Genomic DNA, 15,001 nt, shown 5'->3' on the forward strand with positions numbered 1-15,001 from the left:
GGACCATCATGTTTCACCCCACGGTGCGACCCGACGAGCTACGTGAAACCGCCCGCCTACTCCGGGCAACCAAATACACCCAGCCTTTCAAGTTCATGGGCCGGATCACACCGTATCCGGGAACGCCGTTGTACCAGGCATATTCGGCGGCCGGCTATCTGAGTGCGGAATGGCCGCTGGGGCAATGGGACTTCGTCGACCCGCAAGCCGCCCGGGTCTACGCCGACCTGGTCGCCCGCATCTCCCCCGACGAGAACATCAGCTACGACGAGGCCGAAGCGTTCTTCCTGGCCCGCCTCGACGAATGGGACAACGCCAGCGCACGCGAAATCGCTGGAATGGCAGACCAGGACGCCGGCGCGGCGGCCATGCAGATCGACCGCAAACCGACCCAGGCCCCCCACCTACCGACTGGTCCTTCGGTCCGAACCGGGCGTTCTTCGCTTCAGCTGGTTCAAAATTGAGGGTTGTCCTGGTTCGCCGACCGTCTTGGGCGGCGCCGGCGGTATAGCTGCCCGACCCCGCCGGCACCTTGCTCGCCAGCGATATGTCAGCATGTGCGGATGACTGCACGCAGCCTTGCTCGCATCGTTGGTGTCGTGGTTGTGACGGCGTGGGCGCTGCTGAGCGCAGCCGTCATCAGCCCCGCCGCTCACGGTGACCTATGCTCCGACGTCGCGGTGGTATTCGCTCGGGGCACCCACCAGGCGCCCGGTCTCGGGGACGTCGGCCAGGCATTCGTCGACTCGCTCAGCTCGCAGGTCGGCGGGCGTTCCGTCGGCGTCTACGCGGTGAATTACCCCGCCAGCGACGACTATCACGCGAGCGCGGCTGCCGGGTCCGACGATGCGAGTGCTCACATCCAGGACACCGCGGCGAGTTGCCCGAACGCGAAGATCGTGCTCGGCGGCTATTCTCAGGGCGCGGGAGTGATCGATTTGGCATCGTCGGCGATGCCGCCCACGATGGCCGATCATGTGGTCGCGGTGGCCCTCTTCGGCGAGCCGTCCAGCGGGTTCTCGAGCATGTTGTGGGGCGGCCAACCGCTGCCGACCATCAACCCGCTGTACAGCTCCAAGGTCATCAGTATGTGCGCTCCCGACGATCCGATATGCACCGGCGGCGGAAACATCATGGCGCACGTTTCCTACATCCAGTCCGGGATGACAACGCAGGCAGCCACATTTGCCGCCAACAAGCTCGGCCAGGGCAGCGAACGCGCGTAGCGGCACGGCAAGCCGACCACCGGCTCGGGCCCGGCCGGCTACCGGCTAATGAAAGACCGTCGTCCCGACACCGGACGGGGCGTAGGAGACATACACCGGCTGCTGCGTGAAGGGCACATACCCGGTGTTCATCAGCCCACTGGAAATGACCCGGGGGCCGTTCCCATTCACGATGTACTCGTACAGCAGCGTCGAACCGTCGTTGGTGTAGACCTGGATGTGCGTTCCGTCCGGCACGTTCCCGGAAACCTGGCCGGTGCCGAGCACCGATGCCGGCATGGTACCCAACACGCCGCCGGAATCGACGATCATCGGAACGTTCTGCAGGGGCCCGAAGCCGCTGCCGGTGTCGATCTTGAGACCCAGTGTCGCGATCGGCGATCCGGTAATGGAGTCTCCCCCGATCAGCGGATCGGGACCGAACCGCATGGTGCCCTCGGGGATGTTGATGAGCACACCCTGATTGAGGTCGCCCGGCAGCGCCTGGTTCGGAATGCTGGGGCCGGGGCCGGTCGCGTTGGGTCCGATACCCAGCACACCGTTTACACCGGCGGGCGCGAAATACCCGGAGAATGTTTGCGGGAATGACAGCAGGACGACGTTGACATTGGTCGGCGGGGTGGCGATGCCGTTCCCGAAATCGACCGGCGCTTGGTAGGTGGCATAGAGGTAGGTCAGTCCGCCGCTGTAACCGCTGAGTCCGAAGCTGGTCGGCAAGCCCATGCGGAAGAGGCCGAATATTCCCCCCACTTCGCTGGGCGTGACGACAAGACCGGCGGAGCCGGTGTCAACCAGCACGGGCACGCTCGGTCCGCCGTTGACGGAGATGTACACCACCGGCTCGGTGACGGCATGCATGGTCAGCGGAACCGTTCGGCCGTCCAGACCTGGCCCGCTGATCCCGGCGTTGCCCCACAACAAGCCGCCGCTGCCACCGGCGCCGCCGGTGCCGAGAATTCCGCCGTTGCCGACGCCGCCGGCACCACCGCCCCCGCCCCAACCGAACAGGCCCGCGGCGCCACCGACGCCACCGGTCCCGCCAATGGCAAGCGACGCGCCCCCGGGTCCACCGGGCCCGCCGTTGCCCCACAGCCAGCCACCGTTACCGCCGGCCCCGCCCGGTGCTCCGGTTCCGCCGGTACCTCCGGCGCCGCCATTGCCGAGCAGCCCGGCCGGACCACCAGCCCCGCCGGGCACTCCCGACGCCGTCTGGGAATAACCGTTGCCGCCGTTGCCGACCAACAGCCCGCCCGCCGCACCGTTCGGACTCGACGCCGTGCCGGCTGCGCCATCCCCGATCAGCGGACGACCCAACAGCAGCTGGGCGGGTGCGTTCACCATGCCCAGCAGATCGCTTTGTGCCGTCTGCAACAGCGACACAGCCTGGGCCTCTCCGGCCTGATAGGACCCGGCCGACGAGTTCAGCGCCGCCACGAACTGCTGGAAAAAGGCATTGGCCTGGGTGTTGAGCGCCTGGTATTCCTGACCGAACCCGGCGAACAGGGTGGCCACCGCCACCGACACCTCGTCAATGCCGGCGGCCGCAAGCACAGTTGTCGGTCCGGCAGCCGCCGCGTTCGCCGCATGCAGCGCCGAGTTGAGGCTCTCCAGATCCGCTGCCGCCGACGCCACGATCTCGGGAGCCACGACCAGAAGTGACACGCCGCTCCCTCCGCGTCAATCACCGACCCGTGTGCGCCACTAAGCGTATCCAGGTCCTGCCGCGGGATATGCGTTTTCGGCACAGCGGCCTACATCGCGGCCCAAATCGGCCCGAGCACCCCGTGCCGTCTTCCTGAGCTCAGTCAACCGGCGCGCCCGCGCGGCCTGCACGCAGTGACGAAATTGCCGATGGCGGATAGGTGCGGATAGGTAGTGTCGGCACCCGAGTTGATCGGAAGGGTCGGGGTATGCGATTGGTGGTCGATCTCAACAGGTGCCAGGGCTATGCCCAGTGCGTCCCGCTGGCGCCCGAGGTGCTGCGGCTCGTCGGCGAGGAGGCGCTGGCCTACGACCCGAATCCCGACGATTCGCAACGCCAGCGGGTCTTGCGCGCGGCGGCCTCGTGCCCGGTCCAGGCGATCATCCTCGAGGTGGACCCGCCGGCGGACCGGGACACCAAATGAGCGCGGTTTCACTGGTCGACCAGCTCGTCGACAGCTTCAAGGCCCAGGGCCGGATCGTCATCGTGGGTGCGTCCCTGGCAGGTCTGCGTGCGGCAGAAGCCCTGCGGGACAACGGATTTCGTGGAGCGCTCACCATCATCGGCGACGAGCCGCACGAACCCTACGACCGGCCGCCGCTATCCAAGCAGGTGCTGAAGGGCTGGGTGCGCGCCGACCACACCAAACTACCCCGGCTGCGTCCCGTCGACGCGCAGTGGCGATTGGGCGTGGCGGCGGTGGGGTTGGATCGGTCCAATCGCCAGGTGCTGCTGGCCAACGGCGAGAAGGTGGACTACGACCGGCTGCTGATCGCCACCGGGACCAGGGCCCGGCCGTGGTTCAACCCGGAGGAGGCGGCGTTGCTGGGGCTGTTCACGGTGCGCACGTGTGACGACGCCGCGAAGTTGGCGGCCGCGCTGCAGGCGTGCCCGCGCCGGGTGCTTATTGTCGGCTCGGGTTTCGTAGGTTCGGAGATCGCCTCGGTGTGCCGCGAACTCGGCCTTCCGGTAACGGTCGCCGAGCGCGGCAAGGCGCCGCTGGTCGGGGCGCTCGGCGGGGTGATCGGTGACATCGCCGCGCAGATGCAGATCGAAGCCGGGGTGGACCTGCGTACCGGGGTGGCGGTCGAAGGCCTCGACGCTGACGCCGACGGCCATGTCCGCGCGGCCCGGCTTTCCGACGGCAGCGTGCTCGACGTCGACGTGGTGGTGGCCTCGCTGGGTTCGATCCGCAACGTGGAATGGCTCGACGGCGCGCAGCTGGCCAGCGGCTTCTGGGGAGTCGCTTGCGACGCCGGCTGCCGCGCCTTCGACATCAACGGCGTGGTGACCGACAACATCTTCGTAGCCGGCGACGTGGCCCGCGCCCCGCACGTGCTCTACGAATACCAATTCATGTCTCAAGAGCATTGGGACAACGCCGTTTCCGGAGCCGAGGTGGCGGCCAACAACATGATCAGCCTGGAAACCGGACGACGCCCGCATCTGCCGCTGCCGTCGTTCTGGTCCGGGCAGTTCGGCGTCAACGTCAAGAGCGTCGGGGTGTGCTCGTTCGGCGACGAAATCGTGTTCACCCAGGGCTCGGTCGAGCAACGCCGCTTCGCGGCCGCCTACGGCCACCGGGGGCGCATCGTCGGCGCGGTGACGTTCAACCACGGTAAATGGCTGCCGTATTACGCCTCACTCATCGAGCGGTCCGCTCCGTTCCCACCGCCCCCGCCGGGCTACGACCGACCAGCCAACTGCGAGCCGATGCCGGCCCGGTTCCCCGACCCGCGCGAACCGACCGCTTTGCCCGATGTGGTGCTGACCGGACACGACCCGACCTCGCGCGGTGCCGAATTCCGCCCCCGAACCCGCTGACGGTAGGAGACGACCATGGACGCCGCAACCGCCTGGGCCGAGGCGATGAAGTTCGAGAACCGGCCCAACCCCTACCCGTACTTCGCGGAGCTGCGCCGGACTCCGGTGGCCAAAGTCGCCGAGGCGACCTACGTCGTCACCGGTTACCACGAATTGCTCGCCCTGGCCCACGACCCGCGGATCAGCTCCGACATCAGTCGAAGCCCCGCGGGTTTCGGTCCGAACAAGCCCGAACCAGAGCCCGGCAGTGAGCACATGAAGGCTTACGGCCGCGACGCCAGCATCATCGTCTCCGATCCGCCCGATCACGACCGGGCCCGCCGGCAGGTGATGCGCCACTTCGGCCCGCCGCACTCCCCCGACCTGATCCCGGGCATGGAGCCGTTCGTCGTCGCACTGGCCAACCAATTGCTGGACAAGGCCCTGGACAAGGCCCTGGACAAGGCAAAAGCCCGCGGCAAGAACCGCTTGGACATTGTGGAGGACTTCGCCTACCCGATACCCGTTGAGGTCATCTGCAAGATCCTCGGCGTGCCGGTCGACGACGAGGCCATGTTTCATGCCTGGATCTTCGACTTCATGATGGGCACCGACCTCGGCCCCGAGGGCACCACCGAGCAGGGACGCTCGCTGGCCGAGAAGGGCCGGGCCAGCACCGCAGCATTGCTGGACTACCTGGGCGATCTGGTACAGCGGTACGCCGAGACCCCGGGCGAGGGCCTGCTGTCCAGGCTCTTGCACGACGACGGACCCGACGGCCCGATGTCGGTGGCGGAGACGACGTCGAACGCCATGCTGCTGTTGGTCGCCGGCCACGACTCGACGGTCAACACCATCACCAACTGCGTCATGACGTTGTTGCGCAATCAGGGTTCCTGGGATCTGCTGAGGCAACGTCCGGAGCTGATTCCACGCGCCATCGAAGAGGTACAACGGCTGCAGTCCGCGGTGCAGTTTTTTCCCAGCCGTAGCGCCACCGCCGACATCGAGGTCGGCGGGACGGTGATCCCGGCAGGGGCGGCGGTGCACCTGATCTATGCGGCGGCAAACCGTGATCCGCGGCGGTTCGACAATCCGGATCGCTTCGACCCGTTACGTAAGGACAACGAGCACTTCGGCTGGGGCAGCGGAATCCACACCTGCATGGGTGGCCCGTTGGCTCGCCTTGAAGTCAACCTGGCGCTGGAGATCTTGCTGCGCCGTGTCGAATCCCCGACGCTGGTGGTCGATCCGCCACCATATCGGCACAACCAGGTGTTCCGCGGTCCCCGGCACCTTTGGGTGGATTACGTCACGATCGCCGGCTGAGCCTTGCCTACGTGATCTGCGGCTGAACGCCGCCGCACGCAGCGGTCCACACAGTCACTTCCGACGACTCGCCCGCGCGCACAGTGCTGGAACGGCGTCAACGACTTGTCGGTAGCGACCGTCAACGACCCGGAATCCTGAACCGCATGACGTGATCGTCGAGGTACGGCTCAGCACCACCTGCGGCTCGGACCCTCAAGTGCGCGACACATTCCGGGCCGGCTAAGTGTCGCCGGACCCTCCGGCGGCAAGGCTGCAGGATTCGACCAGAGCCGGCCCATACGTAGCCGCGCCGCACTCGCACTGCCAACAGATGTGCCGGCCGCAGGAACATTGGATGGTGGCCACGATCATGTGCCCGGGCAGCAGCCAGTGGCCACGCCCACAGCGCCGGGGCGGTCGGTCCGCCCAGTGCGCTGCCCAGCCATGCGCCAACTCGCCTACGTCAACACTCACCGCAACACACTCGCATCCGCTTGCGGATCAATTCCAGGGCGGGCGCCGAATCGTTATGCTTCGTTCTCCGCTCTTGGCCGTGTCGTTGCATCCGAAATGGTGCCGGGTGCGTCCCGCCCGGTAGCGACGGCAGTCGGGCCTGGCTGTTAAAGGTTGTGCGCCAAGCGAATTGGCTACCTATCGCCGGGGCCGGAGCCAAGCGCTACTTCTGCAAGGTGAACTGGTTGACGTCTATGTAGCCGGTGCGGAACGCCTTGGCGCAGCCGGTCAGGTACTTCATGTAGCGCTCGTAGACCTCTTCGGACTGGATTGCGATGGCCTCATCCTGGTGCGCCTGCAGCGCCTGCGCCCACAGGTCCAGGGTCCGCGCGTAGTGCTGTTGCAGCGACTGGCGCCGGGTCAGCGTGAATCCCGACTTTGCCGAGCGCTCCGCCACCATGTCGATCGACGGCAACCGGCCACCGGGGAAGATCTCGGTGACGATGAACTTGACGAAGCGGATGATGTCGATCGAGATGGGCAGACCCTGCTCGCTGAGCTGCTCTCGGGTCAGTCCGGTGATGGTGTGCAGCAGCATCACGCCGTCGGCGGGCAGAACCCGGTGCGCCATGGCGAAGAAGTCGTCGTAGCGGTCGTGGCCGAAGTGCTCGAAGGCGCCGATGGACACGATCCGGTCGACGGGCTGGTCGAACTCTTCCCAGCCCTTCAGCAACACCGTCCTGCTGCGCGGAGAGTCGAGCTCGTCGAAGGTCTTCTGGACGTGGGCGGCCTGGTTCTTCGACAAGGTCAGGCCGATGACGTTGACGTCGTACTTTTCGATGGCCCGGCGCATGGTGGCGCCCCAGCCGCAGCCCACGTCGAGCAGCGTCATGCCCGGCTGCAGGCCCAGCTTGCCCAGCGCCAGGTCGATCTTGGCGATCTGGGCCTCTTCCAGCGTCATGTCGTCGCGCTCGAAGTAAGCGCAGCTGTAGGTCTGCGTCGGGTCCAGGAACAGCCGGAAGAAGTCGTCCGATAGGTCATAGTGCGCCTGCACCTTGTCGAAATGCGGCCTCAGCTTCTGCGCCATGATCGTGTGCCTTTCCGGCCCCCCCAGAGGCCCCCGCGGGTGGCGTGCACCGTCTGCAGCATTCTCCCCGTTTTGTCAATCAAACCAGCCGACAGCCATGCGCTCGCTTGTCCCCCCGCCAGGCGATGCTCCATAGCGGAGCGGGGGCGTAAGGACGGGCGAATTCCAGGTGTGGTTGGCTGAATCTTCGTGGCGAGTAATCGCGTGCGCCGGCCGACCAAGGACAACGCATGAACGTGAACGCCGAACGGTATGTCGTCAGCCGTACCATCGCCGCGACTCCGGCGGAGATTTTCGCAGTTCTGGCCGAGCCGTCACGCCATCGGGACACCGAGCCCGGCGATTGGGTCCGCGACGCGATAGACGCCGCACCGATCACCGGCAGCGGTCAGGTCTTCGCGATGAACATGTACCTGACTCAAGCCGGCGGTGACTACGTCACCTACAACGTGGTCAATGTCTTCGACCGGGACCGCGCGATCGGCTGGATGCCGGGCCAGCTCGACACCGCGGGAAACCACGTTGCCGGCGGTTGGTGGTGGCGCTACGACCTCGTCCCCAGCGGGGAGTGCACCGACGTCACCCTCACCTACGACTGGAGTGGCACTCCGCAGAGTTTCCGCGATCAGGTCGGCGGGATGCCGCCCTTTTCGGAGGCCTACCTGACCGCATCACTGCAGACCCTGGAGCGCTTGGTCACCAGTTGAGCCGCGATCGGCAATCTCGGGTCAACTGCTTGCGCCGCAAGGCTATTGAACTCATGAGTCGATGAGCCGAGGCGAACGACGCTCGTCGTTCCAACCGGTTGCATCCGACCGCCACGGTCCATGACGGGTTCGCCAAATTCCAACCCCGATAAGTCTTGACTGATTCAAGAAAAGGCGTCATAGTGGCGAAGTGGCGTCAATGGCGCACTACACAGAAAAGCTGCGAATAGCCGATCTGCGTGTCACCCGGCCACGGCTTGCTGTACTCGAAGCCGTAGACGCCCACCCGCACGCCGACACCGAGACCATCTTCTCGGCGGTTCGGGCCGGCTTGCCCGACGTTTCCCGCCAAGCGGTGTATGACGTGCTCAGCGCGCTCACCTCGGTGGGCCTGATCCGTCGGATCCAACCTTCAGGGTCGGTCGCCCGCTACGAATCCCGGGTCGGCGACAACCACCACCACGTCGTCTGCCGCTCGTGCGGAGTCATCGCCGATATCGACTGTGCGGTCGGCGACGCGCCGTGCCTGACCCCGGCTGACGGCGGCAACGTTCTTGATGGCTTCGTTCTCGACGAGGCCGAGGTCATCTACTGGGGCTTGTGTCCCGACTGCTCGACCGCAGTACCTCGATCACAGCCGTGATCGCAGCCCGTTTCACCCCATGGAAGGAATGCTGTGTCATCCGCTACATCCGAAAGCCGCCCGCCGCAACCGGATACGAACACGGCGAGCACCAGCGACAGCGAAAACCCGGCGATCGCCTCGCCCAAGCCCAAGGCGCATGCACCGCTGACCAACCGGGACTGGTGGCCCGACCAGATCGACGTGTCGATGCTGCATCCGAACCCACCGGCGGCCAATCCGCTCGGTCCGGATTTCGACTATGCGAAAGAGTTCGCCAAGCTCGACGTCGAGGCGCTCAAAGCCGACCTCATCGAGGTGATGACCACCTCGCAGGACTGGTGGCCCGCTGACTACGGCCACTACGGCGGCCTGTTCATCCGGATGAGCTGGCACGCCGCCGGCACCTACCGCATTCATGACGGCCGCGGCGGCGGCGGCCAAGGCATGCAGCGGTTCGCCCCGCTCAACAGCTGGCCGGACAACGCGAGCCTGGACAAGGCCCGCCGGTTGCTGTGGCCGGTCAAGAAGAAGCACGGCAACAAGATCTCGTGGGCGGACCTGATCATCTTCGCCGGCAACGTCGCCCTGGAATCGATGGGATTCAAGACCTTCGGCTTCGGCTTCGGCCGCGAAGACGTCTGGGAGCCCGAAGAAATCCTCTGGGGCGAGGAGGACGAATGGTTGGGCACCGACAAGCGCTACTCGGGCGAACGTAACCTTGCCCAACCCTACGGTGCCACCACCATGGGTCTGATCTACGTCAATCCCGAAGGCCCCGAGGGCAAGCCGGATCCGATCGCCGCGGCGATCGACGTCCGCGAGACGTTCGGCCGGATGGCCATGAACGACGAGGAAACGGCTGCCCTGATCGTGGGTGGGCACAGCTTCGGTAAGACCCACGGGCGCGGCGATCCCGAGCTGGTCGGTCCCGAGCCGGAGGCCGCCCCGATCGAGCAACAGGGACTGGGCTGGAAGAGCTCCTACGGCAGCGGCAAGGGCAAGGACGCCATGACCAGCGGCCTGGAGGTCGTCTGGACACCCACCCCGACCAAGTGGGACAACACCTTCCTGGAGATCCTGTACGGCTACGAGTGGGAGCTGACTAAGAGCCCCGCCGGAGCCTGGCAGTTCACCGCCAAGGACGGCGCGGGTGCCGGCACCATCCCCGACCCGTTCGGCGGGCCGGGCCGCGCCCCGACGATGCTGGTCACCGACATCTCGTTGCGCGAGTCGCCGATCTACCGCGACATCACCCGGCGTTGGCTGGATCACCCCGGGGAGCTGCAAGAGGCCTTCGCCAAGGCCTGGTACAAGCTGCTGCACCGCGACATGGGGCCGATCAGCCGCTACCTGGGGCCGTGGGTGGCCGAGCCGCAGCTGTGGCAGGACCCGGTTCCGGCCGTCGACCACGAGCTGGTCGACGAGCAGGACGTTGCCGCGCTGAAGAGCAAGGTGCTCGAGTCCGGCTTGTCGGTTCCGCAGCTGGTCAAGACGGCATGGTCGGCCGCGGGAAGTTTCCGCCGTACCGACAAGCGGGGCGGCGCCAACGGCGGCCGGCTGCGGCTCGAGCCGCAGAAGAGTTGGGAGGCCAACGAGCCCGCCGAGTTGCAGCAGGTGCTGCCCGTGCTGGAGCGCGTCCAGCAGGAGTTCAACGGGTCGGCATCCGGCGGCAAGAAGATCTCGCTGGCTGACCTGATCGTGCTGGCCGGGTCCGCGGCGGTGGAGAAGGCCGCCAAGGACGCCGGCTATGAGATCTCGGTGCATTTCGCGCCCGGGCGTACCGACGCCTCGCAGGAGAACACCGACGTGGAGTCGTTCGCGGTGCTCGAACCACGTGCCGACGGGTTCCGCAACTACATCCGTCCTGGCGAGAAAGCTCCGCTCGAGCAGTTGTTGGTCGAGCGGGCGTACCTGCTGGGGGTGACCGCTCCGGAGATGACGGTGCTCGTCGGCGGGTTGCGTGCCCTCGGTGCCAACCACGGTGGCAGCAAGCACGGTGTATTCACCGACCGGCCGGGCGCGTTGACCAACGATTTCTTCGTCAACCTGCTCGACATGGGTACGGAGTGGAAGCCCTCGGAGACTGTGGAGAACGTCTACGAGGGTCATGACCGGGCTACCGGCGATCTGAGGTGGACCGCGACCGCCAATGACCTGGTGTTCGGGTCGAATTCGGTGTTGCGGGCATTGGCCGAGGTCTACGCCCAGGACGACAACGCGGGCAAGTTCGTCGAGGACTTTGTCGCGGCCTGGGTCAAGGTCATGAACAACGACCGGTTCGACCTCGCCTGATCCGCCGGCGTGACCGAGCGACACCCCGCGAGCCGCCGGTTCGCGGGGTGTCGTTTTCGGTCAACCCGCGGCGGCGGTGACGACGATCGAATCCCCGCCGGTATGCCAGGCCGTCGTGAAGGTGGTGACAGCGACCTGCTCGTCGGCGTGGTCGGCGCCGGGGTCATTGAGGTGGACGATCTCGTTGTTGGTGTCGATCCCGGTGACGACGAGGAAGTGATCGGCCGTGCCGCGCTGGTCGTTGCTGTTCCAGATGACCGCGGAATTGACCCAGGCGATGATCTTGCGGTTGTCGGTGAGGTACCGCTGCAGGGCGGGCAACCCGGTCTGATCGGGGTGCGTGGTATCGGTCATCACGGATGTGATGCCGTAGTGCGCCAGCAGCACCACCTCGTCGGCCATCTCGATGCCCCCGGTGCCGTTGGCATGGCTCGGGTCGTTGGCGGGGGCATAGATCGGACCGGGATTGGTCTGCGACGGAGTGCTTTCCGCCAGCGCGATCACCTCGTGCTCGGTCGGCGCATGACCGGTGATTTCACCGACCACGTCGGCCACCGAAACCAGCCCGCAGTTGTCCTCGAGCGACTGCTGCTGCCAGTACCTGGCGGCCGCCACCGGGTCGCCGTACATGCCGGCGACGGTGGTCGGGGACGCCGTTACCGGGAGATTGGTGGACGTGGCGCCGGCGGTGACCGTCGACAGCGTCGTCGACGGCTCCGGCGGCGCAGGGTGGCCACACGCCGCCGAGGCGATGGAAATAGCGGCCACGACGAACGCGGCTCGCACCGCATTGCGTGTGGCGGCTGCGATCCGGACGTCGGGCATGGTGCTGATTATCGATCACGGTCTGGCCGCAGTTGTGCTTTCGCCTCTTTGACCAGATCCGCAGCGGTGCGGCGGGCTTCCTGGGCTTTGCGATAGCGCTGTTCGGCTCTGCTTTCGACTTTTCGGCCCGAGTCCCCGCCAGCAGCTGCTCCGCGTCGCCGAGGGCCCGAGTCCCCGCCCACCGCTGCGCCTTGGTCAGTCGAACCCAGTCGCGCCGCAACCCGGGGTCGGCGATCGCGGCGTGCAGCGTACTTATCACGTCGTCACGCAGCGCTGACGACGGGTTTTTCGCCTCGGCTGCGGCGAATGCGGTGCGCGCGATTGTCGCATCTAGCTTCTGCGGCTTCTCTTGACATTTCAACTTACTGATCGGCTGAAAGGCCCGCACGAGTTGGCCGACGAGGAGCATGATCGGCTCAGCAGCTGGTCGTTAGTGCTTAAGGAGCGCCTCGTGGAGATGCAACCGCAGAAATTGTGTCGGTGTGCACCTAAGGATATTGGGAAATCACGCAAGCACGCTTCCGCGCCTATCGCGAAAGTGGTCTGAGATGACACTGGCACAGGTTTCACATCATGCGATGACGCCGCGCCAGCGGCTGACAGTTGTGGCGACCGGTCTGGGAATCTTCATGGTGTTCGTGGACGTCAACATCGTGAACGTCGCCTTGCCCAGCATCCAAGCCGTGTACCAGACGGGTGAGCAAGGTCTTCAGTGGGCGGTCGCCGGTTACAGCCTCGGAATGGCTGCGGTATTAATGAGCTGCGCTTTGCTCGGTGATCGGTATGGCCGTCGCCGTGGATTCTTCATAGGGCTCGGGGTATTCGCTGCCGCCTCCGTGATCTGCGCGGTACCGGTCAGCCTCGGAATACTCACGCTGGCGCGGGTGGTTCAGGGCGTAGGTGCGGCTTTCATTTCGGTGCTATCGCTGGCCTTGCTCAGTCACACCTTTCCCGATCCCGGTATGAAAGCGCGGGCGATAGCCGGCTGGATGGCCATTGGCTGCATTGGTGCGGGCTCGGCCCCGGCGTTGGGCGGGGTCCTGGTTGAAGGACTCGGCTGGCGAAGCGTCTTCGCGGTCAACGTGCCGCTTGGAGCAATCGTCTGGCTGCTCACGGCGTTGAGTGTCAGCGAATCCAAGGATCCTGATCCGACTCAGCTGGACTGGCCGGGGCAGCTGTTGTTTGCTCCTGCGATCGCGGTGATCGCGTACGCGATCATCGAGGCTCCGAGGGCGGATCGGGAGCCCGGGTTGATTGTCACGTTGCTGCTGGTGGCCGCGGTGTTGCTGCTATTTTTTGTGCAACACGAGCGTCGTGCTGTCTTTCCGCTGATCGATCTGCACTTGTTCGCCGAGCCCGTGTACCGGTCGGCACTACTGGTGTACTTCGTGGTGATGTCGTGCTATTTCGGGACGTTGATGGTCATCACCCAGCACTTCCAGAACGTGCGCGGCTTCTCTCCGCTGCATGCGGGCCTGCTGATGTTGCCAGTGCCGGTCGGATTCGGGATTGCAAGTCTGCTGGCGGGGCGGGCGGTAGAACGCTGGGGCTCTCGGCTGCCGCTGCTGATTTGTCTGACAGCGATGATTGCCGGGTTGGTGCTCTTCGGGATGGCCATTGGCCGGGTGATGCCAGTCGTGATTATTGGTCTGGCCTTGTTCGGCGCGGGAGCCGGCGGGTGCGCTACGCCGCTGTTGAGTATCGGTATGACCGAGGTCGATGATCACCGAGCCGGCATGGCCGCGGGTCTGATCAATCTGCAGCGCTCACTGGGCAGCATTTTCGGCGTCGCCTTGCTTGGCTCCATCCTGGCGGGCTGGCTCAGCGCCGCGTTGCCAGAGCGTCTCGATCAGGTGATCAGCGAACCCAGCGAACGCGCGGCGGTTCTTTCTTCCGTGGTTGACGGCGCAAATCCGCGCGCCCACGCTGCTGATATCGGACCTGGACATCCGATGACTTCAGCGCAGGAGCAGCTGATCGTTCGTGTCGCGGACAAAGAGTTCATTCGCGGGGTCCAGCTCGCAGTTGCCGGCGCTGCAGTCTTACTCTTGGGTGCGCTCGCCCTCGGGCTGCGGCGGTTTCCCAGTGGTCTTCCCGCCGCACCTCAGCAGGATTGAAAAAGCAGGATTGAAAACTGCTTAATAGCAAGATTATTCGGCCGACGCTGCTGGAATAGGCAGAGACGCGGTAATGCTAGCTGGAGTGCTGTCCGGTGCATTTCTCCGTACCCGGTACCGATATTCAGTTTCCGGCGAACCACGCGGTGGCCACCGCGCGAGTCTGCGGCGCCGGGAAATGGTCAGTGGGCATGCCCAGCTGCCCCACCCTGACCGTCCACACCGGCGCCGTTCGGTCGATGCAGGTCCCAACCCCCTGGCTGGGCAGCCACAGGACCGCGAGGTTCGAGCCGGGCGCGCCACATCCGTAGACGCCGACGTACCCGTCGTCACGGCCGCCCCAGGCGCCGCCGTTGCGTAGCAGGCAACGGGTGCCGTCGTCGAGAAGCAGCGCGAACGGATCGGGTGTCGCGATCGGCTGCACTCGCGGGAGCGGGCGGCCGTAGGTCACCCGATGCAGCCGCTGGTCCCACGGATTATCAACGCACAGAAGCGATTCCGGCGTGGATGGCCAGCAGGTTCCGGCATCGGCGGCGCTCGGCGAGCAATAGTAGATGTTGTCGGCCACCGCCGACGGCGACGGTGCTGTGCAGTTGTCGACGGCGGTGACATTGCCCTGCGCGGGGGCTTCACGGTACCCATTGATCGGCTGGCCATTTGATCCGACCGCCACCGCGGTGACCACCCGCGTCGGCGCGGGATCGGCCAGCGCCGACCCGGAGACGGAGAAAACCGCGAAGGCAAGCATCGCGACCGGCGTCGCGACGGCTCGAAAGACGAAGTCCACGAGCCTAACTCTGCTCCACCGCGGGCCAGCTTTCAAAGGAGCAATCGCGTTCACCCGTTGATTGCA

The 15,001-nt window shown here is 65.8% G+C and carries 12 protein-coding genes and 2 pseudogenes; 10 read left to right on the top strand and 4 right to left on the bottom strand.

What is annotated here, in order from left to right:
• Window positions 1-464: pseudogene (locus tag AWC07_RS21985) on the top strand (hypothetical protein); the annotation flags it as partial.
• Between the two features lie 99 nt (window positions 465-563).
• Complete coding sequence (locus tag AWC07_RS21990) at window positions 564-1,226, top strand: cutinase family protein (protein WP_051507929.1); 663 nt, start codon at window positions 564-566, stop codon at window positions 1,224-1,226.
• 45 nt (window positions 1,227-1,271) lie between these two features.
• Here AWC07_RS21990 and AWC07_RS21995 read toward each other — a convergent pair whose 3' ends face one another.
• Window positions 1,272-2,888 (bottom strand): PecA family PE domain-processing aspartic protease, encoded by a 1,617-nt coding sequence (locus tag AWC07_RS21995; RefSeq protein WP_036412329.1) that lies wholly within the window; start codon window positions 2,886-2,888, stop codon window positions 1,272-1,274.
• Between the two features lie 248 nt (window positions 2,889-3,136).
• On the opposite strand from AWC07_RS21995, the gene AWC07_RS22000 reads away from it, so the two are divergent.
• The 4 genes and pseudogenes from AWC07_RS22000 to AWC07_RS29000 all read left to right on the top strand — a co-directional run.
• A complete protein-coding gene (locus tag AWC07_RS22000) occupies window positions 3,137-3,352 on the top strand; it encodes a ferredoxin (protein WP_036416246.1) in 216 nt (71 codons plus the stop codon).
• The gene (locus tag AWC07_RS22005; protein WP_036416248.1) at window positions 3,349-4,752 is read left to right on the top strand and encodes an NAD(P)/FAD-dependent oxidoreductase; all 1,404 of its coding nucleotides are present in this window, start codon (window positions 3,349-3,351) and stop codon (window positions 4,750-4,752) included. Before AWC07_RS22000 ends, AWC07_RS22005 begins: the two co-directional genes overlap by 4 nt.
• A gap of 15 nt (window positions 4,753-4,767) precedes the next feature.
• Window positions 4,768-6,060 carry a cytochrome P450 gene (locus tag AWC07_RS22010; RefSeq protein ID WP_036416250.1) on the top strand — a complete coding sequence of 431 codons (1,293 nt, stop codon included), beginning with the start codon at window positions 4,768-4,770 and terminating at the stop codon, window positions 6,058-6,060.
• Window positions 6,061-6,165: 105 nt separating this feature from the next.
• Window positions 6,166-6,283: pseudogene (locus AWC07_RS29000) on the top strand (glutathione-dependent formaldehyde dehydrogenase); the annotation flags it as partial.
• A 435-nt stretch (window positions 6,284-6,718) separates the two neighbouring features.
• Here AWC07_RS29000 and mmaA2 read toward each other — a convergent pair.
• Complete coding sequence (mmaA2, locus tag AWC07_RS22015) at window positions 6,719-7,582, bottom strand: cyclopropane mycolic acid synthase MmaA2 (protein ID WP_036416252.1); 864 nt, start codon at window positions 7,580-7,582, stop codon at window positions 6,719-6,721.
• Between the two features lie 230 nt (window positions 7,583-7,812).
• On the opposite strand from mmaA2, the gene AWC07_RS22020 reads away from it, so the two are divergent.
• From AWC07_RS22020 to katG, 3 genes are all read left to right on the top strand, one after another.
• Complete coding sequence (locus AWC07_RS22020; RefSeq protein ID WP_036416253.1) at window positions 7,813-8,289, top strand: SRPBCC family protein; 477 nt, start codon at window positions 7,813-7,815, stop codon at window positions 8,287-8,289.
• 190 nt (window positions 8,290-8,479) lie between these two features.
• Complete coding sequence (locus tag AWC07_RS22025; RefSeq protein WP_036416254.1) at window positions 8,480-8,932, top strand: Fur family transcriptional regulator; 453 nt, start codon at window positions 8,480-8,482, stop codon at window positions 8,930-8,932.
• 33 nt (window positions 8,933-8,965) lie between these two features.
• Window positions 8,966-11,206 carry a catalase/peroxidase HPI gene (gene katG / locus AWC07_RS22030; RefSeq protein ID WP_036416255.1) on the top strand — a complete coding sequence of 747 codons (2,241 nt, stop codon included), beginning with the start codon at window positions 8,966-8,968 and terminating at the stop codon, window positions 11,204-11,206.
• 60 nt (window positions 11,207-11,266) lie between these two features.
• On the opposite strand, the gene AWC07_RS22035 is transcribed toward katG, so the two are convergent.
• Window positions 11,267-12,031: a C39 family peptidase gene (locus AWC07_RS22035; protein ID WP_036416256.1), complete on the bottom strand. Its 765-nt coding sequence runs from the start codon at window positions 12,029-12,031 to the stop codon at window positions 11,267-11,269.
• Window positions 12,032-12,609: 578 nt separating this feature from the next.
• Between AWC07_RS22035 and AWC07_RS22045 the strand changes: the two genes are divergently transcribed.
• Complete coding sequence (locus AWC07_RS22045; RefSeq protein ID WP_036416269.1) at window positions 12,610-14,148, top strand: MFS transporter; 1,539 nt, start codon at window positions 12,610-12,612, stop codon at window positions 14,146-14,148.
• Between the two features lie 124 nt (window positions 14,149-14,272).
• Here the strand turns inward: AWC07_RS22045 and AWC07_RS22050 are convergent, their stop codons facing one another.
• A complete protein-coding gene (locus AWC07_RS22050; protein ID WP_051508121.1) occupies window positions 14,273-14,896 on the bottom strand; it encodes a hypothetical protein in 624 nt (207 codons plus the stop codon).
• Between the last annotated feature and the right edge of the window lie 105 nt (window positions 14,897-15,001).

The organism is Mycobacterium gastri (assembly GCF_002102175.1).
Classification (GTDB): Bacteria; Actinomycetota; Actinomycetes; order Mycobacteriales; family Mycobacteriaceae; genus Mycobacterium; species Mycobacterium gastri.